This is a genomic window from Thermobacillus composti KWC4 (assembly GCF_000227705.2).
GTDB classification, from domain to species: domain Bacteria; phylum Bacillota; class Bacilli; order Paenibacillales; family Paenibacillaceae; genus Thermobacillus; species Thermobacillus xylanilyticus.
The window spans coordinates 3,775,306-3,796,351 of the sequence record NC_019897.1 but is presented as its reverse complement, the minus strand read 5'-3'; the positions used below and the strand labels follow the sequence as shown (position 1 = coordinate 3,796,351).

Below are 21,046 nucleotides of genomic sequence, written 5' to 3'. Positions count from 1 at the left end.
AGAAGGGATCCCCTGCGCGGGGATCCCTTGCTTGTTCATCGGCCGAGCGAGCTCAGCCAGACCGTCATCGCGCGGGCGTCGCGCTCCGCTCCGACGGATTGCAGCAAGGAGGCGGCCTCCGGCGATTCGGCGGCCGGTTCGCCGTTCAGGGAGGCGATCCGGATTTTGCTGCGCTTCGTCATTTGCATGATCGTGCGGAACGCGCGGCGCATCGTGTCCGCCAGCGCATCTTCGCCGATGTCTTCCGGCGCCCGCATCGTGGATACGCTCCTCCCGTATCCTTCGATCCACAGCAGCCATTCCCCGCCGCGCAGCACGAGGAAGTTGCCGCTGCGGCGCGCGAAGGCGGCGCCCGGCCGCTGCGGCCACGGCGCAAGCAGCCCGAACGGACTTGCGGGATCGGACGCGGCCAGCACCGTCACGTCGTCTTCGGCCCCGGCTTCGACGGGCGGACGGCGAAGCGAAGCGACCCGTTCACGGGAGACGAATTGCATCGTCTGCACGCCGCGGACGAACAGGCCGCGCGTGACGATGCCCATGGTCTCCAACTGCCGGAGAACGGGCAGCAGCACATCCCACCCGAAGGGCGACCAGTGGTCGGCCGTTTCTTTCGCGAGCACGCCGAACCCGTCGAGCAGATGGCGCGTCCAGGCCATGACGGACGTCTCTTGCGGCACATCGGCTTGCGGCGCATCCGCATCCTGCAGCAGATCGGAGAGCGCATACCAGCGGCCGTGTCCGGAGCCGGTCCGGGGCAGTCCGCGGGCAGCGCCTGTCTGCGCGGTCTTCGCCGTTTTTGCCGGCTTCGCCGTCAATGCGAGACGCAGCGGGGCGAATTGATCGTTCGACACATGCCCGTCCCGGACGAGATCCAGCAGATCGGACAGCAGCTCGGACGGCAGCCGGTCGAACTCCCGGGCCAGCTTCGTCAGGAAGGCGGCGCCGCCATCCCGGAGCCGATCGAGCAGTTCCGGGTGCTTGACCGGCCGGCCGGCGCTTTCCCGCAGAACCGGAACGTAGAGTTCCCGTGATTCGGCAAGGAAGAACGCGACCTGGACCTGGTCGGCGCCGGATTCCCTGCGCGCCGTCCAGATGACTTCCCCGCTTGCGCAGAGCGCGTCGAGCAGTTCGCCGCGGTAAGCGGTCAGCCGGGAGGGGAAGATGACGGTCTCCCACAGTTCGAGCGGCAGGAACAGCCCCTGCAGCCGGCCGATCACCGCCAGCAGGCCGCTCTCGCCGGCGAGCCGCGCGCCCGGCAGCGCGTACTGGAGCGCGGCAGCCTCCAGCAGCCACCTTTCCGGCTCGAGCGGCTCGGCCTCCCTGCGCGCTTCCCGCACGGAACGGCGGAGGATGCGGGAGGCGATCCGGCTGCTCATCCATGCCTCGCCTTCATCATCGCCCGCGATCGGCGACGGTTCGATCCGCTCCTGCAGCAGCAGCTCGTCGATGACGGCGCGCGCCTGCACCGGCGACAGCTGCGGATAGCGGCCGATCAGATCCGCCATCGTGAAGGAGAGCACCTGCTCCGTCCAGCGCCCGGCCACGAAGGCGACGGATGCGGGAGTCGCGGGAAACTCGCGGTACAGGTCGCGTTCGTCCGCGCAGATCCAGCGCACAATGCCGCCGAATTCCAGCGGCGCAATCCGGCCATCCCGTTCGAGCGCCCGGAGCCACTCCGCCGTCCGGCCGCCGGCCCAAGCGGCCAGCTCGTCGGCCGAGCTGTCGCCCCGCCGCTTGAGCAGCGCGTACAGCCCGTCCGGATCCGCGGGCGGACCGCCCGGCCCCGGTTCGGCGAGCCGCCGCCGCTCTTCCTCGATCGCTTCCGGCCGCACGGCGCGGCGCAGCGCTTCCTCGCCGAACAGTTCGCCCGCAAGCCGCTTGTTGATTTCGATGAGCTGCAACTGCAAATCGCCGCTGAGCTGGTCGCCTTCGTACAATTGCTTCATCGCGTAATCGGACACGAATGCCGACGCCAGCGGCGAAGGATGCGCGGTCTCGCGCATGACGATGCGGATGGTGCCGTCGGCGAGGGAGCGCAGCGCATCCAGAAGGTTCGGGAGGTCCAGCTCGTCGTGAAGCGTGCAGCGCATCGCTTCGTGCAGATAGGGGAACTGCTCGGCATACGGCAGCGCCTCCCGGAGCAGTTCTTCGCTGCGGATGCGTTTCTGCCACATCGGCGTGCGCCGGAAGCTGCGCTGCAAGAGCAGCGACGTCTCCGCAATGCGCCGGAACGAGACGGCGAAGAGGGGGGAGCCGGCAATGGCTTCCCTCAGCAGCCGCTCCACATTGTCGGGCGTCACTTGCCGCACGGCGTCAAGCCAGGCCGGTCCCCATTCCGGCAGCACAAGCTCGATTCCGCCGTCCCGGGCATGGGCGTACACCTGCTGCCCCATCGCTTGTTCCAGCACATGCCGGATCGCCAGCAGCCAGGTGCGGTTGACGCGCTTGCCCCAGTGGTTGTGCATGACGACGTGCCAGCGCCCCGTCACGTCGCGGTAATACTCGACGAGCAGCCGCTTGTCGGTCGGCACGCCGCCGTGCGCGTGCTGGGAGCGGACGAGCGCCGCAAGGCCGGATGCCGCCCCGCCGTCCAGATGGAAGCTGCGGGACAGCCAGTCGATGGTCTCCGCATCGGCGGCCGCCTGGCCGCCCGTCCCGGAACCATTATCCGGCCCCCCGAAGTCCGCCGCCTGACCCTCCGAAGGGTTGACGGCTTCACGCGCTGCCGCTCCATCGACATGTTCCGCCGTTTCGACAGCGCTCCCCGCCGCTCCACCGCCAGCCGTCAGCCGCCGTTCAAGTTCGGCCCACAGCCGGCCGACGGCCTGTCCCAGCTCGTAGGAACGCCCGGGGCCCTCGTTCCGCCAGAACGGGATTTCGCTGTACCGGTTGCCCGCTTCCACCGCATAGACCCGGTCCTGCCGGATGCTCTGGATACGCCACGAGCTGGTGCCCAGCTGGAAGACGTCGCCGACCCGGCTCTCCTCGATATACTCTTCGTCCAGCTCGCCGAGGCGGACGCGGGTCTCCGCATGGTGGACCGGGTAGCCGGAACTCTGCGGAATCGTGCCCGCGCCGGTCAGCGCGGCCATGGCGCTGCTTCCCCGCCGGGAGATGCGGCCGGTCAGGCTGTCGTATTCGATCAGCGGCCGCACGAACGGATATCGTCCGCCGAGCACGAGCAGCGCGGCGTGCAGCCGCTCCGGCGGGAACGACCGGAAGCTGTCGCTGCGGATGATGAGCCGATGCAGCTCGTTCACGGCGAGCGCGTCCGGCGATGCGGCCGCCATCGCGACGACGTGCTGCGACAGCACGTCAAGCGGATCCCGGGGCGGCTCGATCGGCTCGATGTCGCGCTCGATGATCCGCCGGGTAAGCACGGCGATCTCGGGCAGCTGTTCGAGGGTGCGCGCGACGATCGCCCCGCGGCTTACACCGCCGACGGCATGGCCCGCCCTGCCGAACCGCTGGATGCCGGCCGCCGCGGAGAGCGGCGAATCGAGCTGGATCACGAGGTCGACATGACCGATGTCGATGCCCAGCTCCAGCGACGAGGTGGCGACGATGACGCGCAGATCGCCCGATTTCAGCCGCCTCTCGATCTCCAGCCGGCGCTCGCGGCTGACGCTGCCGTGATGCGACATCGACATCTCGAACCCGGCATGGTCGTTCAGGTGAAGCGTCAGCCGTTCGGCCAGCCGCCGGCTGTTCACGAAGATGATGACGGATCGGGCGCCTTCCATCAGCTGCATCAGGCGCTCGACGATCGGCTTCCAGACGAGTTCAATCTTCCGGCTGCCCGGCGGCTGCCCGGGAAGCGTCACCGTCAGCTCGATCTTCCGCTCCATCCGGCTCTCCACGATCTTGACGGGCCGCGGCCGGTATCCGTACGGGTGCGCAAATTCTTCGGCCGCGCCCGCATCAGCCGGCGCGGCGGACCGGCCGCCGTCTCCCGGCACGGGCAGCGCCTCCCGGGGCTCTTCCCAGCCGGCGAGGAAGCGGGCGACGCGCGCAAGCGGCTTCTGCGTCGCCGACACGCCGATCCGCTGGATCCGCGCCGGGCAGAGGTCAGCGAGCCGTTCGAGCGTCAGCGACAGATGCGCGCCGCGCTTGTCCGCGGCCAGATCGTGGATCTCGTCGACGATCACTTTCTCCGTCGTCCGCAGCATCCGCCGGCCCTTCTCCGACAGAAGCAGGATATACAGCGACTCCGGCGTCGTCACGAGCACGTCCGGCGGCCGCCGCAGCATCGCGGCGCGCTGCGCCCCGGTCGTGTCGCCGGTGCGGACGGCCGCGCGCAGGCCGGGCCAGGGCTGTCCGGATTCCGCGGCCAGCCGGTCGATCGCCTCGGCGAATTCGGCAATGTGGTGATGAATGTCATTGTTCAGGGCTTTCAGCGGCGTGATATAGACGACTTTCACGCCGGAACCGGCGCCTTGCCCGGTCTTCGTCCGGATGCAATGATCGAGGCAGGGCAGGAGCGCCGCCAGCGTCTTCCCGGAACCGGTCGGCGCGGCAATCAGCGCGTGATGTCCCGTGCGGATGGCGTCCCAAGCCTCCCGCTGCACGGGAGTCGGTTCTCCGAAGGAACGGAAGAACCATTGCGCGAGAACCGGATGGAACCCCTCCAGCTCCGGCGGCAGCGGCTGCCCGCCGAAATCCGTCATGCCCTTCGCCTCCTTGCATCGTTGCACGAAAAAACATTCCGCACTCCCAGCATAACCAATCCGGCATTCGCACACAATCCGGCGTGTCCGGGCAAAACGCAAGAACCCGCCGGGCTCTCGGGGAGACCCTGCGGGTTCTGATGCTTGCCGGACCGTTCCGCCCGGTTTACGGTTAAGCTTCCGTACCTTCCGCCGCGCCTGCGGCTTTCTCTGCTTGCTCCTGCACAGCCGGCTGCTCGACGGCGATCTTCTCGTAGGCGCTGTCGCCCAGGATGCGGCGCGCGGTGACATACCGCTTCGCGTAATACTTGTCCGACAGCGCGGTAATAACGACGCCTTTCGACGTGGAGGCGTGGGCGAACTTGCCGTCGCCGACATAGATGCCGACGTGGGAGATGCCGTTGCCGCTCGTGTTGAAGAAGACGAGGTCGCCTTCGCGGAGATCTTCCTTCGCGATCTTTTCGCCTTTTTCTGCCATGGCGGAGGAACTGTGCGGCAGTTCGATGCCGAACTTCGCAAATACATAAGCGGTAAAACCGGAACAATCAAATCCTTTGGTCGTGGTGCCGCCGTACTTGTACGGAGTGCCGAGCAGTTCATCGATTACTGCGTCCATCTTCGATCCGGCAGAGGCGCCAGCCGTCGTGAAAGCAAATACAATGGCAAGCAGCGCCGTGAAGGATACCGCCAGTCGTTTCACGTATGCGAGAACTCCTTCCGATGCCTGCGAGGTTAGCTGTGGGGTTCGGTCGAAGGCTCCCTGGGACTCTTCCGGCGCATGCCGCCCGGCAGCGCAGAGTCCGTTCACCCGGATTGGTTCCCCCGCTTCCCGTTCGACGGGAATTCGGCATTTTTCACAACGGTCCTACGAATTCGCTTTCCGCTCGTGAAATCCTTCCAAATTAAAATGAGAATCCTCTCATAAAAACACGAAAATTCTCTCATAAAACACCGAACCCCCCTCATAAAAAGGCGAATTTTTCTCATGAAAAGGTGAATGGAAAAAGAAAAAGCCGACATGTCCGGGCTAGTGTCCGGATATGTCGGCTTCGGTTTGCGGCGGGCCGCTGCGGGGCCGGACCGGCAGTCAAGCGGCCGGCTGCCGTTTCGATTGCCACGCTTCATATTGCGCGGCGAAGGTCCATACTTTGAACCAGGTGCGGAAAAATTGCTGGGCCTGGTGCAGAATGAGCGCGAACAGCCCGGCCCAGATCATCGACACGGCGGTGGAGACGAGACCGGTCGCGGCGCCGATCGCCCATACCGTGAGCGCCGCCGCGGCGGCCATCGGCAGGCTGCGGATCGTGACGGACAGCGACGGCAGCATCCCGTCACCCGCCGCCGCTCCGAACTGCATGCCGAGCGAGACCAGGCGGATGAGCAGGCACCACCCCAGCCAGGCGGCCGCGGCGGGCAGCACCGCCCACAGCAGGTCGCCCCATCCGGCGCTGTCGAAGAACGCGCGGCGCGCAAGCGGCAGCAGCCAGGCGAGCGGCGCGAGGATCAGGGCGAGTTCGGCGGCGTAGATGAGGGCGATGCGCTTCCAGGCGGCCCGGATGCCGGAGAAAAACGTGGTGCCGCGCTCCTTCGTCGCATGCTGCAGCGAGTGGAACAGTCCGGCGTTGATGAACGGCGTGAGCAGCATGCGGACGGCGAGCAGACCGGCCAGCGCCAGGCCGTAGGGAACGAGCAGATCGGTCTTCATGATCCGGAACTGCGCTTCGACAAGGAAGAGCTCCACGGCCCCCTTGGCGGCCAATGGATCCGGGTACCGCTTCAGGAGCGGGACCAGCACGCCGTCGATCGCCCGGTAGAGGAAGAATCCCCACAGAAACTGATAGACGAACAGGAGGACGATGATGCCGGCGTGCCGCACGGTGCGGTTCCATCCGTTGATCACATAGGTTTTCATGGCGGTCCTCCTCCCATTACCATCCGAACCGGGCGATGATCGTTTCCAGCAGCTTCGCGGCGCCGAGATTCCAGCGATTCCGTGTCGTCCGCGGCAGCTCGGCTTTCATGAAGTTGTTGTACAGCCGGTTGTCGAGCAGGTTCGTCCGGTTCGGGTCCGCCGCCGCCCAGACGAGCGGATGCGGACGGGTGACCCGGATCTCGGTCCTGGCGCTGTCGCTGTCCCAGACATGCGTCGAGACCGACCCGTCGGCGAACTGCAGCAAGACGGCGATGGGGCCGGTATAGGCGCCGGTGCGGGACAGGGTGACGACCGATTCATATTGCCGCGATCCGTTCGATTCCGAAGGCGCAGTCCGGACCGATTCGATCGCCACGTCGGCCGCCTCTCCACCGTACACGAACGCGCCGAAGTAGTCGTCCCAGTCGGTGCCGGTCACTTTTTCGACGATGCGCTGGAAGTCGCGGGATGACGGGTGCTTGAACTTGTAGGTCTGGAAATACGTCCGCATGATGGCGCGCATTTTCCGTTCTCCCGCCCTCCGTTCGATGCCGAGCAGCACCAGTTTCGCCCGGAGATAGACGTTCTCGGCGTAATGCTCGTGGCTGCGGTATTTCCAGGAGAGCTGGTCCAGCGGCGCCGGATCGGTCAGGTATACCGCCTCGACCGGCAAGTTTGGCGAGATGCCGTAGATGGCGTCCATCACCTTGTCCTCGGCGTAGGAGGTGAACCCTTCGTCCAGCCAGGCTTCTTCGAACTCGTTCGTGGCGACCATGCCGTACCAGTATTGGTGGCCGACCTCGTGCACGACGGTCCGTTCCAGCTCGAAGCCCGGGTTTTCTTCCTCGGCGGACGCCGCGGTGATCAGCGTCGGATATTCCATGCCGCCCGCGCCGCCCGCGCCCTTCGGCGGCACGACGATGGACAGGGTGGAGTAGGGATAGGCGCCGTACCATTCCGCGTATTTCGCCAGGGACGATTTGGCGGCGTGCATGTAGCGCTCCCGCAGATGGGCGTGCAGCGGATCGAGGTACAGCTTGATCCGTACGCCGGGGATGCCTTTCGCGGAATACGATTCCTCGCTGTAGATGAAATCCGGCGAAGCCGCCCAGGCGAAATCGTGCACGTCGTCGGCGTAATAATGGTACGTTTTCATGCCGTTTTCGATCTTCGGCGTCTCCGCGAGGAACCCGGTGGCCGCCGTCTTGTAGTTCTCCGGCACGCGGATCTTGACGCTGAAGATGCCGAAGTCGCTGTAGAACTCGGAATTGCCGTGATACTGGTGCGCGTTCCAGCCTTCCTGTTTCCGGCCGCGCGTCCCCTTCGTCTCGTAGACGGCGATCTTCGGAAACCATTGGCCGGCCATGACGAAATCACCGGCATAGCCCATGCGGGCGAACACGCGCGGCAGCTTCACGTCGAACTGCATGCGCAGCGTCACGCTGCCGCCGGGCGGCACCGGCTGCGACAGGCGCAATCTTGCCAGCGTCCGGTCGTTCGGGTTGCCGTCGTCCGGGCTGACGTACTGCAGCCGGGGCAGCAGGTTCTCGCCGTCCTCGGCGATGATGGAGCGGAGCGTGATGCCGCCGACGCTCTCCGGCACCGCCCGGTCGTTCCGGAGCCGGCCGCCGGACTCGCGCATGAACGTGGTCTGCGGGCTCTCGAAGGCGTTCGGATACAGGTGAAAATAAAGTTCGGATACCGTTTTCGCGCCGGGGTTGGTCCATGTGACGGTCTGCTCGCCATGCAGCGTCTTCGCCTCGGCGTCCAGCCGGACGTCGATGTGATACTCGACGACGCGCCTCGCGAGCGCGGCCGGCTTCGGTCTCTGCACCGTCTCCGGAGCGGAAGCCGAAGGCGGCGCGGCCGCTGCCCCGGGAGCCGGCTTCGCAGTCTTGGGATCGCCGGATGAGATGGCCGACGCGTACGTATATTGGGAGAGCCAGGCGGTGCGGAACTCTTGTCCGAACAAAGCGAGCGCGAGCACGGCAGCCGCCGCGATCAGGGCGATTCGGGTGCGGGCGTTGAGCTGCATGGACCGATTACCTCCCGTTGACAAGCATCTACGGCATGTATATGTTGGCTACGGGCGGATTATTAGCTAAAATGATTGACAAACCCAGCAAGGAAGGCGGGGACATTTTTCGTGGAACAGCAAGACAGCGGTTCGCAGAAGAAGCGCACGCTGGCGTTCAATGTCGTCAGCACGCAGACGCATAAAGGATTCGGCGCGGGGAGCATCAATCTGAACGATGTGTCCTCCGTCATCATCGACGGCGGCGAAGCCTATATCGACATCGGCGCCATGCATGCGAAGAGCAGGGTGGAACGCGGCATCAAGTTCAGCCCGAACAAGGAAGATGTGCCGAACGGCCGGAAGGTGTGGGTCGTCTGGGTCGCGGTCGACCGGAGCGGTGAGGGAGCGTACTACGCGGGCGCGACCGCCTGCGAGATGCTGATCGATTCGGAAGCGCGGCGCGGGTGGAAGATTCTCGCCGACCACGTGAACCGGCTGGATTACGCGATCAAGCGCAGGTTCATGCTGGACGAATTGTCGGCGGAGGAGAAAAAGGCGCTGAAAGATCTGCTGATCCGCCACAACGCGGAATGGTGGGAGCGTTCGCCGGAGGAGCTCAAGCAGGCGCTGGATGTGTGACTGGCAGCGGTGTCGTTTCGGACAGGGTGCATTATTGCACGATATTGAAAGGAGGCCGACCGGGGCAACAGTTCCCGGTCGGCCTCTTCTTATTTGTCCTTCTCGAACAACACGATCAGTGACGGCAGCAGGAATCCCCGGATGAGGAACGTGTCGAGCAGAATGCCCACGGCGGTAATGAAGCCGAAGACGGACAGCACCTGCACCGGCTGGGTCATCAGGACGGCGAATGTCGCCGCGAGAATGAGGCCGGCCGAGGAGATGACGCCGCCGGTCTTCGCAACGGCGATTTCCACCGCCTTCCGCACCGGATGGCGCCGCCGTTCCTCCTGGAACCGCGACACGAGGATGATGTTGTAGTCGATCCCGAGCGCCACCAGGAAGACGAAGGCGTACACCGGGATCCGCGTGCTGTACGTGTCGATGCCGAACAAGAGGTCGGTCAGGAACAGGCCGAGCCCGAGCGCGGACACGTACGAGATCAGGATCGTCGCCCGGCGCCAGCCCGCCGAGCAGCAGCGTGACGGCAAGCCACACGCCGAGCGTAATCCGCATCCCCCTCTTCGTGGACACGAAGTCCGTTATGCGAAGCAGCAACGATTTCATGTACGGGTCCTCCTGCTTCCGTAATCGGGATGGCTTGATTAAAGTGACAAATGTGTCACTTTGGGTAAAAAAGAATGCAAAGCGCAACTTCGCTTGCCATTCTCTTATTATGGCCTTGTGCAGCATCGCTGTCAATCAGGCCATGATGCCGTGCCGGATGATGTCCTCGATGGCCGCCACCCATTCCTCATACGGAATGCCCGAATGATTGGGGATCATGATGGACTGAAAAATGAAGCCGAGCACCAGCCCGTCGGGCAGATGGGAACGCAGTTTTCCTTCCCGCCGTCCCTGCCCGACGAACGAGCCGAGGCGCGCGTACATGTCCAGATGAAGCTGGTCCAGCCGCGCAAGGTTCGCCTTCACTTTCGCGTTTCCGGACCTCGGAATCTGCTGGACGCTGCTGATCAGCTGGTGGATCGTCCTCCGCTTGAAGATGAGATCGAGCAGATACCGGAACCGGGATTCAAAGTCCGGACAGTTGTCGATCTCCCGCAATTCGGCCAGAAAACGGTCCATCTCGTGGATCATGAAATCGGAGATGAGCTCGTCCTTGTTGTCGTAGTACTTGTACAGCGCGCCTCTCGAGACTTGCAGACGTTCGGCCAGGATGCTGAAGGTGAAGCCTTCGTAGCCCTGCGCGAGCAGCACGTGCCCGGTCTCCCGGAACAGGTCGTCGGTCGTAAACTTGCGTTCCCTAGCGATGACAATCACCTCATTGTAGAGGTAAATTCGACAAGCTCCGGCGTATTCCTCCTTCCGGGCTATCCGAGCCACCAACGCTTCAGATCTTCCCACCAGGAGCGGCGGATTTCCTGGTCGGCCCGGGCGGAGTCCGGCTCTTCTTCGCCTGCTGCGTCATGCGCGTCGCAATACTCGACCGGCTCGGTGCCCGCGATGAACGTCTCCGGACGCCGCTGCGGACACGTCTCGCCCGCAAGTTTGCCGGTTTCGGGATCGATGTACACTGTCACGACGCCGTCCGGCATCGGGAACATCTTCGGCGGCACGCCGGCGAGCGCCCGCTCGATGAAGTCCGCAAAGATCGGCGCCGCACGGTGCGCCTCGGCCTGCGTGATCGTGCGCGCCTTGTCGTAGCCGACCCAGACGGCTGCCGACAGCTCCGGCGTGTAGCCGACGAGCCAGGCGTCGTAGGGAGTCGTGCCGGTCTTGCCGGCCACCGGGCGCTTGATGGCGGCCGACACGCGATGCGCCGTGCCGCCCGGCTCGAACACGCTCTCGAGCAGCCGCGTCATGACGTACGCATGCGCGGGCGACGCCGCCTGCACCGCCGACGGCTTCGCCTCATACAGCACGCGTCCCGAGCGATCCTCGATGCGCAGGATCGCGACCGGCTCGTGCCGGACGCCGCCGGCGGCCAGCGCGCCGAACGCGGACGCCATCTCGAACGGGCTGACGGGGAACGTGCCGAGCGCCAGCGAAGGCACCGGCTGCATCGGGCTGTCGATGCCGAAGCGGCGGGCTGTCGCCACGACGTTCTCCGGCCCGACCGCCATAATCGTGTGGACGGCATAGATATTGTCCGAACTTGCGATCGCCGTCCGCATGTCGATCTCGTCCATGACATAATGATCGTTATGGTTGCGCGGCTCGTACGTCTTGCGGCCTTCGTCGTACGTGAAGACGGTCGGTTCGCTCCGGAAGCGGGTGACCGGGGTCATGCCGTTCTCGAGCGCCGTCAGGTAGACGAACGGCTTGAAGGAGGACCCCGGCTGGCGCGTCGTCGCGAAGACGCGGTTGTATTGGTTCGTGTTGTAGTCGCGGCCGCCGACCATCGCCTTGATATGGCCGTTTCGCGGATCGATCGCGATGAGCGCCGCCTGCTGTTCGGAGCCCGCCGGAATGCCGTTCTTCACCGCTTCTTCGGCGGCTGTCTGGATGTCGGGGTCGAGCGTCGTGTAGATGCGGACGCCGCCTTCGGCAATCAGCCGCTCGTCGATGCCGAGCTGTTCGACGGCGACCATCCGGACGTAATCGCGGAAATACGGCGCGTATCCGTCGTCCGCATCCGATTCGAGCGGACGGAAGTTCAGCGGCTCGCGGAACGCGGCGTCGGCTTCCTCCCGCGTGATGACGCCCTGTTCCACCATGGCGTTCAGCACGAGGCGCTGCCGGTCCTTCGCGTTCTTCATGTCCCGGTAAGGCGAGTAATACCGCGGCCCCTTGGGCACGCCGGCCAGCATGGCGCTCTCCGCGAGCGACAGTTCGGAAGCGTGCTTGCCGAAGTAGCGCTCCGCGGCGGCTTCGACGCCGTAGGCGCCGTGGCCGTAGTAGATCTGGTTCAGATACATCGTCAAAATTTCCGTCTTGTCGTATTTCATTTCAAGCTGCGCCGCGTAAACGGCTTCCTGCAGTTTCCGGGACCAGGTCCGCTCGTGGGACAGCCAGAGGTTGCGCGCCAGCTGCTGCGTCAGCGTGCTCGCGCCCTGCTTCGCCGACAGGCTGCGCAGGTTGACGAGGGCCGCGCGGGCAAGTCCGCGCAGATCGATGCCGTGATGCTCGAAGAAGCGGCGGTCTTCGATGGCGAGCGTCGCCTGCACGAGGTACGGCGAAATTTCCGACAGTTCGACGGAATGCCGGTATCCGCCGGCGTGAAGCGTGTCGATGACGCCTCCCCGGCTGTCGTAGATATACGAAGTCTGGCTGATGAATGCGGCGGGCAGCGACTGCGTGCTCAGCCAGATCCAGCCGGCGATCAGCCCGCCGGCGGCGAGCAGCAGGAGGAAGGCGAAGACCGCGGCCCAGACGCGGAGGCGGGCACGCCGGATCACGCGCCGCTCGGCCCGGAGCAGCCGTTTCTTCTGTTTCTCGCGCTCTTCCGCGGTCTGCGGGCGGTTGTTCGACTGATCCGCCATGTTCGCCACCGTCCTTTCCGCTCGCAATCTTTCATGTTCCTTAGTATGGAAATCGAAAGACGGCGTTATTCATGCGGGTTTGGAGGCGGTCGGCATTCCCGGAAGAAAAAACATTTTGAAGCGGGGCGGGGAGCATGTTGCTTTTTCCCATTGAAACTCTATAATACAGGTTGAAATCCTACAGGAAGAAGGGATCGTCCTCGTGACGGAGATATGGTTTACGGAGAAACAGACTGACCATTACGGCATCACGATGAAGCTGAAGGAAACGTATGTCCGCGAACAGACGGACTTCCAGGATCTCGCCATGGTGGAGACCGAGGAATGGGGCACGATGCTGCTCCTCGACGGCATGGTGATGACCACGGACCGTGACGAGTTCGTGTACCACGAAATGGTGGCGCACCCGGCGCTGTTCACGCATCCGAATCCGGAGCATGTGTTGGTGGTCGGCGGAGGCGACGGCGGCGTCATCCGCGAAATTCTGAAACATCCGAAAGTGAAGCGAGCCGTTCTGGTCGACATTGACGGCAAGGTGATCGAATATTCGAAGCGCTATCTGCCGCAAATCGCGTCCGGTCTGGACGATCCCCGCGTACAGGTGATCGTGAACGACGGATTCATGCACATCCACGATCACAAGAACACGTATGACGTCATCATGGTCGATTCGACCGAGCCGGTCGGGCCGGCGGTGCAGCTCTTCACGCGCGGGTTCTACCAGGGCATCTACGACGCGCTGAAGGAAGAAGGCATGTTCGTCGCGCAGACGGACAACCCGTGGTTCAAGGCGGATCTCATCCGCAGCGTGAGCCGGGACGTCAAGGCGGTGTTCCCGATCGTGCGCACCTACTGGGCGAATGTGCCGACCTATCCGAGCGGGCTGTGGACGTTCACGCTGGGCAGCAAGAAATACGACCCGCTGGATGTGGACGAATCGTCGATTCCCGAGATCGATACGAAATATTACTCGCCCCGGCTGCACAAGGCGGCATTCGTGCTGCCGAAGTTCGTCGAGGATCTGGTGAAATAAGCGGAATGCGAGCGTTCGGACGGCCGTCCCGCTTCGGGGCGGCGTTCTTGATGGAAAGGGGAAAACCGGTGTGAAGCTGGATCAAAAATATTCCGGCAACGTGTTCATTCTGAGCTCCGAAGATTACGAATCGGCGAAGGCGGTCATCTACGGCATGCCGATGGACTTCACCGTCTCGTTCCGCCCGGGCTCGCGCTTCGGCCCGCCGCGCATCCGCGAGGCGTCGGTTGGCCTGGAAGAGTACAGCCCGTATCTGGACCGCAGCCTCGAAGACATCGTCTATTTCGATGCGGGGGATCTGCTCCTGCCGTTCGGCAATGCGGCGCGCAGCCTGGAGATGATCGGCGAATTCGTGCGGGGCGTTCTGGCGGACGGGAAGCTGCCGGTCGGCCTCGGCGGCGAGCACCTCGTCTCGTGGCCGATCATCCGCGAAGTCTACGCGAAGTATCCGGATCTGGCGGTCATCCATATCGACGCGCACGCGGACCTGCGCGAGCAGTACGAAGGCGAGCCGCTGTCGCACTCGACGCCGATCCGCAAAGTCGCGGAGCTCATCGGCGGGAAGAACGTGTACCAGTTCGGCATCCGCTCCGGCTCGCGCGAGGAGTGGGCGTACGGACGGGAGAACGTGAACTTCCATCCGTTCGAAGTGCTGGAGCCGCTGAAGCGCGCGCTGCCCGAGCTGGCGGGCCGGCCCGTGTACGTGACGATCGACATCGACGTGCTCGATCCGTCCTGCGCGCCCGGCACCGGCACGGCCGAAGCGGGCGGCATCACGTCGAAGGAGCTGCTGGATGCCGTGCATGCGATCGCGCGCTCCGACGCGCGGGTCGTCGGCTGCGACCTGGTGGAAGTGGCGCCCGCCTACGATCCGACGGAGCAGACGCAAATCGCCGCTTCGAAGATCGTGCGGGAGATGCTGCTCGGTTTCGTGAAATAAGCACGGCAGAAGATCGATATCGGCTCATGCGGGCCCCGGAGGAAGATATTCCTCCGGGGTTTGAACATTCCACAATTTGACGCAAAAGTGATAGAATATTGAACTACAATCGATTACATGTTATTCGCGGTGCGGACAGATCATAAGGAGGGATCGCCGTGTCGCTGTTCAGCGGGTTGTTCGGCAACTATACCGAGGTTTCACCCCGGGAACTGCAGCAGCAGTACGGCGCATACCTGATGCCCGGGGAGACCGTCCAGACCGGGTTCCGGCTGGTACGCGACACGTTCATCTTGACGGACAAGCGGCTCATCCTGTTCGACCATCAAGGCGTGACCGGGAAGAAGACGCGCGTCGTCTCCATCGACCTGGATTCGATCTACGATGTCACGATGGAAACGGCCGGCACCGGGTTCGACGACAGCGAGTTGACGATCCATTACATCACCTCTCCCTATTACAAAGCGAACAACTTGCAGACGGCAAGCTACCGGTTCGAGTTCAGCAAAAAATTCAATATTCAGCCGTTCTATGTGGCGCTGGTGTCGCTGGCTTACGAGAACAAGCAACGGATCAACGGTTGAACCAGGAGTCATCCGGCTCTGCCGCGGCGACGCGGGCAGGGTCTTTTTCATCAAAAAAAATTGATCTCCGGGGAAAAATTTAATTTGACTAAACCAATCGGAAATCGTAAGCTTAATACGGTCGGAAATTCGATAATTTTCAACAAAAGGGGTAACCACACCATGAAAAAGCTGTACTTCACTTTGGCCGTCGTGCTGCTGTTCAGCGTATTGGCTGCAGCCTGCTCTTCCGGCAAGTCCGGCGGCGATGACGACAAGAAAGTGCTCCGCGCGGGCTCGACGGGCCAGTCGTTCCCGAACAGCTACAAGGACGGGGACAAGCTGGTCGGTTTTGACGTCGAAGTCCTCGAAACCATTGCCGCCAATCTCGGCTATACGGTAGAATGGGTTAACACCGATTTCTCCGGCCTGATGGGCCAGCTCGAGACCGGCAAGATCGACACGGTCGCCAACGTCGTGGCGGTGACGGAGGAGCGGAAGCAGAAGTTTGACTTCACCGTGCCTTACTCGTACGCCGGCGTGGCGATCGTGACACACGTGGACAACACGGACATCAACACGCTGGAGGACCTGAAGGGCAAGACGGTCGCCGGCGTGCTCGGTTCGCAGAACGTGAAGAACCTGCAGAACTACGATCCCGAGATCAATGTCCGGACGTACGAGAACCGCGACGGCGCGCAGAACGATGTCCTGAACAAGCGCGTCGACGGCTATGTGCAATCCAAGGCGAATCTGATCGCCGAGATCAACAAGAACAATCTGCCGCTCAAGTTCGTCGGCGAACCGTTCCACTATGAGGATGTCGCGTTCCCGTTCGTGAAGAGCGAGAAGAACCAGAAGCTGATCGAGCAGTTCAACGCCGAAATCGAGAAGCTTCGGGAGGACGGCACGCTGAAGAAGCTCTCCGAGAAGTATTTCTACGGTGAGGACGTCACGACGAAGAGCGAGTAATCTGAACCGCGCGAAAGCGCATGGGAGCGGGCGATAGACGTGAATTTCGATCCATCCTACATCATTGAAATATTGCCGAGGATCATTCAGTACATCCCGATCACGCTGCTCATGGCGGTGCTCGCCATGATTCTGGCGATCGCGGTCGGGCTGGTGCTGGCTCTCGCCCGCAACAGCAGGAACCGGCTGCTCAGTTCGGGAGCGGCCGTCTATATTTCTTTCTTCCGCGCCATTCCGATGCTGGTGCAGCTGTTCCTGATCTACTACGGCCTGCCGCAGCTGTTCCCGGTATTCACCAAAATGGATGCCGTAACGGCGGCCGTTATCGGATTCGGATTCAAGCAGGCGGCGTTTCTGGCCGAGATTTTCCGGGCGGCGTTCCTCTCGGTGGACAAAGGGCAGATGGAAGCATGCATCACCGGCGGCATGACGAAGCTTCAGGCGTACCGGCGGATCATTCTGCCCCAGGCGGCGCGCAACGCGTTGCCCGGCACCGGCAACATTTTCATCAGCCTGATCAAAGAGACGTCCCTGGCGTTCACGCTCGGGGTGGTCGAGATTTTCGCCGAAGCGAAGATGCAGGCCGCCGAATCGTTCCGGTTCTTCGAAGCCTATCTGGCGGTCGCCTTGATCTACTGGCTGCTGATCATCGTCTATACGTATCTGCAGCAGAAGCTTGAGAACTATCTGGATCGCCCATATCGGACATGAAGGTTGATTGGCCATGATCAAAGTGACAAACCTCAAGAAACGATTCGGCGACCTCGTCGTGCTGAACGGCATCGACTTCGAGGTGAAGGACGGCGAAGTGCTGTCGATCATCGGTCCGTCCGGATCGGGGAAATCGACGCTCATCCGCTGCCTGAACTTCCTGGAGCGGCCGGAAGCCGGCGTGATCGAGATCGGCGGCGTGCGGGTCGACGCGGAAAAATGCACGAACAAGGAAATCCGGCAGCTTCGCCTGCAGACCGCGATGGTCTTCCAGAATTACAATCTGTTCAAGAACAAGACCGCTCTGCAGAATGTGACGGAATCGCTCATCGTCGTGAAGAAGATGCCGAAGAAGCAGGCGGAGGAGCTCGGCATGGAGCTGCTCCGGCAGGTCGGCCTGGAAGACAAGCGGGACAACTATCCCGCCACGCTCTCCGGCGGCCAGCAGCAGCGCGTCAGCATCGCCCGGGCGCTCGCGCTCAGGCCCCACGCCATCCTGCTGGACGAGCCGACGTCTTCCCTCGACCCGGAGCTCGTGTCGGAAGTGCTGCAGACGATCAAGAAGATTGCCGAGATGGATACGACGATGATCATCGTGACGCACGAGATGGATTTCGCCCGGGATGTGTCCGATCACGTCATTTTCATGGCGGACGGCAACATCGTGGAGCAGGGCCCGCCGGCCGAGCTGCTCGATAACCCGCGGAAAGAGCGGACGAAGCAGTTCCTGCGGACATTCCACGCGAACAGGAAGCGGTGACGATGGCGGACAGTCTGACGTTGGCGTTCCTGGACAAGCTGTGGCGCATGCCTTTCTCCGGGGAGAGTCTGGAGAAAGCGAAGTACGGCATATTGGATTACATCGCATCCGCCTTCGCCGGGAGGGCGGATGCCGGCGTTATGAAGCTGATCCGGGCGGCGGACGAGGAAGGCGGCCGGCCGCTTGCGCCGGTGCTGTTCCACGGGTGCCGCGTCAATCGCGGGCAGTCGGCGCTCATCAACGGCTTCATGGGCCATGCGCTCGATTATGATGATGTGCATGCGGAGGTGCGCGGCCATCCGAGCACCGTCATTCTGCCGGCGCTCATCGCGCTCGGCGACCGCGGCGGCGACGGCCGGCGTTTCCTCGAAGCGTATATCGTCGGCGTTGAAGCGATGGCGCGCATCGCGCTGGCGCTGTCGAATGAACATTATGAGCGCGGGTTTCACAACACGGCGACGGCGGGCGCGTTGGCGGCGGCGATCGCCGGCGCGCATTACCTGGACTGGCCGGCGGAGCGGGCCGCGCTGGCGCTTGGGCTCGCCGCGACGCAGGCCGGCGGACTGCGCGTCCACTTCGGCACGGAGACGAAGCCGCTCCATGCCGGGCTGGCTGCGGCCGCAGGGATCCGGTCGCTGCTGCTCGCGGAAGCGGACGTGCAGGGAAGCCGCGCCAGCCTGGACGGCCGGCTCGGCTATTTCGCCGTGTTCGGCCAGGGCGAAGAGCGGGCGCGCGCCGAACTGCTGCGCGAGGACGCCGTCCCGCGGATCGTCAGCCCCGGCCTGTGGCACAAGCTGTACCCGTTCTGCTCTGCGGCGTATTTCGGCTGGCACGCGGCCGAGCAGCTCGGCCGGATTCCGCTCGACCGGATCGAAGCGATCGAGATCGCCTTCACCGGGCGGAGCGACGCGGCGCTCATCCATCAACGCCCCTTGAACGGCGAAGAGGGCCGCTTCAGCATCGAGTATATCGCCGCGCTGATCCTGAGCGGCCGGGGCATCCGCGCCGGCGACTTCCAGCGGGTGCCGATCGACGGCGAGATCCGGGCCTACATGGACCGGATGCGGCGCACGAACGTAATGGACGAGCCGCCGGGCGTGAGGTACACGCGCATCACGGTGACGCTCACGGACGGCGGGACGGTGACCGCCGTCGGCGACCGCCCGAAGGGCTCCCCCGGCAATCCGGTCACGGAGGCGGAGCTTGAGCGCAAGTTCGAAGAAGTCGTGACCGGTCCGAACGCGGCGGCCATACGGGAACAGGTGCTGCGCCTGGATGAGGCGCGGGATGTGAGGCCTTTCATCGGTCTGCTCGGCGAAGGATGACGGACCGGTGCATAAGCGAAAGTCCCGGCACACCGGCCGGGACTTTCACACGGCTCCAACCTTGACGGGTTGGGGCTTTTCTTATGACTGCGAGAAATCGAAGGACAGGCGGTTGACTTGGTCAATCAGCCGTTGCAGGCCGGATGCGTCCGCGCTGTAAGGCCGGACATCGCCGCCGAGCCAAGCTTCGGCCTGTTCCCGCGTGACCGTCATGCTGTACGAGGCGCTGCCGTCCGGGCTCGTCTGATCGCCGATCGAAAGGCTGATGCGGTCGACGTTGTCGATCAGGCTGAAGAGCAGAACGGCGTTGCGGCAGAATGTCTCGTAGGCGGCGTCTCCTGTCTCTGCCTGATCGGCGGCTGCATTCATTTGGTAACGGATGATCACGCCGTAAGGCGGTTCGGTTGTCTGCAGCTCGATGCCGTTCCAGTCCAAGCCTTCCGGTTCGGGCATGCCGTGGATGAGACCGCCGACTTTGCCGGCATGGCCCACGTACAACGTCTTGTTGTTCATCAACTCGGTCAGGTTGTAACCGGAATAGAACGTCTGCCGGTCGGTGTGCGGCACCGGCTGCACCATCTTCGGGTTTGTCGAGCACGCCGCAATCAGGACGGCGATGGCCAGCATGTACCCGGCGATCACCCGGGCGGATGGTTTCCGGTACGCGAGAATGTTGCGAATTCTCGCCTTCACCTGGTTTTCGCCAAAAGCCGGAGAAGACCCGGCGCGAAGCCCGGAACTGCGGACGGCACACGACAACAATGCGGCAGCGTATGGCCGCTTGTGACGGCCGCCCGTCTTGTCCAATACCTTCTCGTCGCAGGACATTTCCATATCTTTGCTCATCAGCGCATAAGACAGCCAGATCAGCGGATTGAACCAGTGGATGATTACCATGATATAGGCCAGCGGTTTGATCACATAATCCCGCCGGTCGATATGGGTCTGCTCATGCAGAAGGACGTACGTCAGCTCCTGTTCGCTCAGGCCTGTCGGAACGTAGATTTTCGGCTTGAGCAGGCCGAAGACGAACGGCGTGTCAATCCGGTCTGACTCGTAAATATGATCGCGGATGCGGACGGCTGTCCGAATGCTGTTTCGAACGTTCCAATAGTTCACGGCGCTTCTGGCCAGGAGAACGATGACGCCGATGATCCAGATGATGCCGCCGAGCCGGATGAGCATGTCCAGCATGTCCACGCCCGGCACTTTCGCGGCGGGCATCATCGTCTCCGCCATGCGCTCGATCCCCCGCATGCCGGCATCCATCGCTGTCGTTTTCAGTTCAGGGGACACGAAGGTCATGAAGCCCGAATCTTCCGCGGCGAGAGGCTCAATCGGCCGCATGATGCTAAGCGGCGACGCAAGACGAACCGGTATGACGAGCCGGACGGCAACGGCAATCCACAGCAGATAGGACAGCACGGCGGGAGCGCGCCGCAGCGCCAGTCTTGCCGCAATCACCACGAGCGCCGTGAACCCGGCGGCAATGCTCATATTGACAACGGTGAAAAACAGGTTCGTCACTCCGCCGCCTCCTCAATGATCCGTTTCAACGCCTCGGCTTCCTGCCGGGTCAGTTTCTTGCCGCCGAGGAAAGCAGTCAGAAACTGCGGGAGCGATCCATCGAAAGTTTTGTCGACGACCGCCCGGCTCTCGTATTGCTGCACATCGGCTTTCTTCACAAGGGCTGTGACCGTCGCATTCTCATTTTTCAGAATCCCTCTGCTGCACAGCTTTCGCAGCACGGTATAAGTCGTCGATTTCTTCCAACCGAGCTGCTCCCGGCTCAATCTCACCAGATCCGTCGAATTGATCGGTTCGTGATCCCAGACCAGGCACGCAAACTTGTATTCGGCCTCAAACAATTTGGGCGGTTCCATCGCAGCCATCGCCTTTCTGTAGGTTTATCATAATCGACCTAACGAAGAGTCTATCGCAATAAACCTGTTCTGTCAACGGTGCCCGCGCTAGTGGAACGCGAAACAAAAAGCCCCCGCATACGAGCATGCGTGCGGGAGTCGG

At 63.2% G+C, this 21,046-nt stretch carries 16 protein-coding genes, 1 pseudogene and 1 riboswitch; of the genes and pseudogenes, 8 read left to right on the top strand and 9 right to left on the bottom strand.

The window, feature by feature from the left end; all coding sequences use genetic code 11:
• Positions 1 to 35: 35 nt before the first annotated feature.
• The 4 genes from THECO_RS17345 to THECO_RS17330 all read right to left on the bottom strand — a co-directional run bounded on the left by THECO_RS17345 (position 36) and on the right by THECO_RS17330 (position 8,614).
• Complete coding sequence (locus THECO_RS17345) at positions 36 to 4,667, bottom strand: DEAD/DEAH box helicase (protein ID WP_015256322.1); 4,632 nt, start codon at positions 4,665 to 4,667, stop codon at positions 36 to 38.
• A gap of 172 nt (positions 4,668 to 4,839) precedes the next feature.
• Positions 4,840 to 5,367 (bottom strand): C40 family peptidase, encoded by a 528-nt coding sequence (locus tag THECO_RS17340; protein WP_015256321.1) that lies wholly within the window; start codon positions 5,365 to 5,367, stop codon positions 4,840 to 4,842.
• Positions 5,368 to 5,373: 6 nt separating this feature from the next.
• Positions 5,374 to 5,527, bottom strand: a riboswitch (cyclic di-AMP (ydaO/yuaA leader).
• A 227-nt stretch (positions 5,528 to 5,754) separates the two neighbouring features.
• Complete coding sequence (locus THECO_RS17335; RefSeq protein ID WP_015256320.1) at positions 5,755 to 6,579, bottom strand: hypothetical protein; 825 nt, start codon at positions 6,577 to 6,579, stop codon at positions 5,755 to 5,757.
• A gap of 16 nt (positions 6,580 to 6,595) precedes the next feature.
• On the bottom strand, positions 6,596 to 8,614 hold the full coding sequence (locus THECO_RS17330) for a M1 family metallopeptidase (protein ID WP_015256319.1): 2,019 nt from the start codon (positions 8,612 to 8,614) through the stop codon (positions 6,596 to 6,598).
• A gap of 111 nt (positions 8,615 to 8,725) precedes the next feature.
• On the opposite strand from THECO_RS17330, the gene THECO_RS17325 reads away from it, so the two are divergent.
• Complete coding sequence (locus THECO_RS17325) at positions 8,726 to 9,235, top strand: YwhD family protein (protein ID WP_015256318.1); 510 nt, start codon at positions 8,726 to 8,728, stop codon at positions 9,233 to 9,235.
• 89 nt (positions 9,236 to 9,324) lie between these two features.
• Here THECO_RS17325 and THECO_RS17320 read toward each other — a convergent pair.
• From THECO_RS17320 to THECO_RS17310, 3 genes and pseudogenes are all read right to left on the bottom strand, one after another.
• Positions 9,325 to 9,726, bottom strand: a pseudogene (locus tag THECO_RS17320) (MMPL family transporter); the annotation flags it as partial.
• A gap of 250 nt (positions 9,727 to 9,976) precedes the next feature.
• Positions 9,977 to 10,618 carry a TetR/AcrR family transcriptional regulator gene (locus tag THECO_RS17315; RefSeq protein WP_232427819.1) on the bottom strand — a complete coding sequence of 214 codons (642 nt, stop codon included), beginning with the start codon at positions 10,616 to 10,618 and terminating at the stop codon, positions 9,977 to 9,979.
• The gene (locus tag THECO_RS17310) at positions 10,606 to 12,717 is read right to left on the bottom strand and encodes a transglycosylase domain-containing protein (RefSeq protein ID WP_015256315.1); all 2,112 of its coding nucleotides are present in this window, start codon (positions 12,715 to 12,717) and stop codon (positions 10,606 to 10,608) included. Before THECO_RS17310 ends, THECO_RS17315 begins: the two co-directional genes overlap by 13 nt.
• A 202-nt stretch (positions 12,718 to 12,919) precedes the next feature.
• Here THECO_RS17310 and speE point away from each other — a divergent pair, with 202 nt between their 5' ends.
• From speE to THECO_RS17275, 7 genes are all read left to right on the top strand, one after another.
• Positions 12,920 to 13,750, top strand: coding sequence for a polyamine aminopropyltransferase (speE, locus tag THECO_RS17305; protein WP_015256314.1), 831 nt, complete (start codon positions 12,920 to 12,922; stop codon positions 13,748 to 13,750).
• A 70-nt stretch (positions 13,751 to 13,820) separates the two neighbouring features.
• Positions 13,821 to 14,690, top strand: a complete 870-nt coding sequence (gene speB / locus THECO_RS17300; protein ID WP_015256313.1) for an agmatinase — start codon at positions 13,821 to 13,823, stop codon at positions 14,688 to 14,690.
• A 158-nt stretch (positions 14,691 to 14,848) separates the two neighbouring features.
• Complete coding sequence (locus tag THECO_RS17295; protein ID WP_015256312.1) at positions 14,849 to 15,274, top strand: PH domain-containing protein; 426 nt, start codon at positions 14,849 to 14,851, stop codon at positions 15,272 to 15,274.
• 162 nt (positions 15,275 to 15,436) lie between these two features.
• The gene (locus tag THECO_RS17290; protein WP_015256311.1) at positions 15,437 to 16,225 is read left to right on the top strand and encodes an amino acid ABC transporter substrate-binding protein; all 789 of its coding nucleotides are present in this window, start codon (positions 15,437 to 15,439) and stop codon (positions 16,223 to 16,225) included.
• A gap of 39 nt (positions 16,226 to 16,264) precedes the next feature.
• Entirely contained in the window at positions 16,265 to 16,936 is a 672-nt protein-coding gene (locus THECO_RS17285) for an amino acid ABC transporter permease (protein WP_015256310.1), read from the top strand.
• 13 nt (positions 16,937 to 16,949) lie between these two features.
• On the top strand, positions 16,950 to 17,696 hold the full coding sequence (locus tag THECO_RS17280) for an amino acid ABC transporter ATP-binding protein (protein ID WP_015256309.1): 747 nt from the start codon (positions 16,950 to 16,952) through the stop codon (positions 17,694 to 17,696).
• A gap of 2 nt (positions 17,697 to 17,698) precedes the next feature.
• Complete coding sequence (locus tag THECO_RS17275; protein WP_015256308.1) at positions 17,699 to 19,021, top strand: MmgE/PrpD family protein; 1,323 nt, start codon at positions 17,699 to 17,701, stop codon at positions 19,019 to 19,021.
• 81 nt (positions 19,022 to 19,102) lie between these two features.
• On the opposite strand, the gene THECO_RS17270 is transcribed toward THECO_RS17275, so the two are convergent.
• Complete coding sequence (locus THECO_RS17270; RefSeq protein ID WP_015256307.1) at positions 19,103 to 20,548, bottom strand: M56 family metallopeptidase; 1,446 nt, start codon at positions 20,546 to 20,548, stop codon at positions 19,103 to 19,105.
• The gene (locus THECO_RS17265) at positions 20,545 to 20,904 is read right to left on the bottom strand and encodes a BlaI/MecI/CopY family transcriptional regulator (protein WP_015256306.1); all 360 of its coding nucleotides are present in this window, start codon (positions 20,902 to 20,904) and stop codon (positions 20,545 to 20,547) included. The genes THECO_RS17270 and THECO_RS17265 overlap by 4 nt, the downstream gene beginning before the upstream one ends.
• Positions 20,905 to 21,046 lie beyond the last annotated feature (142 nt).

What these genes read in the sequence shown, in the direction of transcription:
- THECO_RS17335 (WP_015256320.1), bottom strand. Translation starts at nt 6,579, where the DNA reads ATGAAAACCTATGTGATCAACGGATGGAACCGCACCGTGCGGCACGCC.
- THECO_RS17345 (WP_015256322.1), bottom strand. Translation starts at nt 4,667, where the DNA reads ATGACGGATTTCGGCGGGCAGCCGCTGCCGCCGGAGCTGGAGGGGTTC.
- THECO_RS17265 (WP_015256306.1), bottom strand. Translation starts at nt 20,904, where the DNA reads ATGGAACCGCCCAAATTGTTTGAGGCCGAATACAAGTTTGCGTGCCTG.
- THECO_RS17330 (WP_015256319.1), bottom strand. Translation starts at nt 8,614, where the DNA reads ATGCAGCTCAACGCCCGCACCCGAATCGCCCTGATCGCGGCGGCTGCC.
- THECO_RS17310 (WP_015256315.1), bottom strand. Translation starts at nt 12,717, where the DNA reads ATGGCGGATCAGTCGAACAACCGCCCGCAGACCGCGGAAGAGCGCGAG.
- THECO_RS17275 (WP_015256308.1), top strand. Translation starts at nt 17,699, where the DNA reads ATGGCGGACAGTCTGACGTTGGCGTTCCTGGACAAGCTGTGGCGCATG.
- THECO_RS17290 (WP_015256311.1), top strand. Translation starts at nt 15,437, where the DNA reads ATGAAAAAGCTGTACTTCACTTTGGCCGTCGTGCTGCTGTTCAGCGTA.
- THECO_RS17280 (WP_015256309.1), top strand. Translation starts at nt 16,950, where the DNA reads ATGATCAAAGTGACAAACCTCAAGAAACGATTCGGCGACCTCGTCGTG.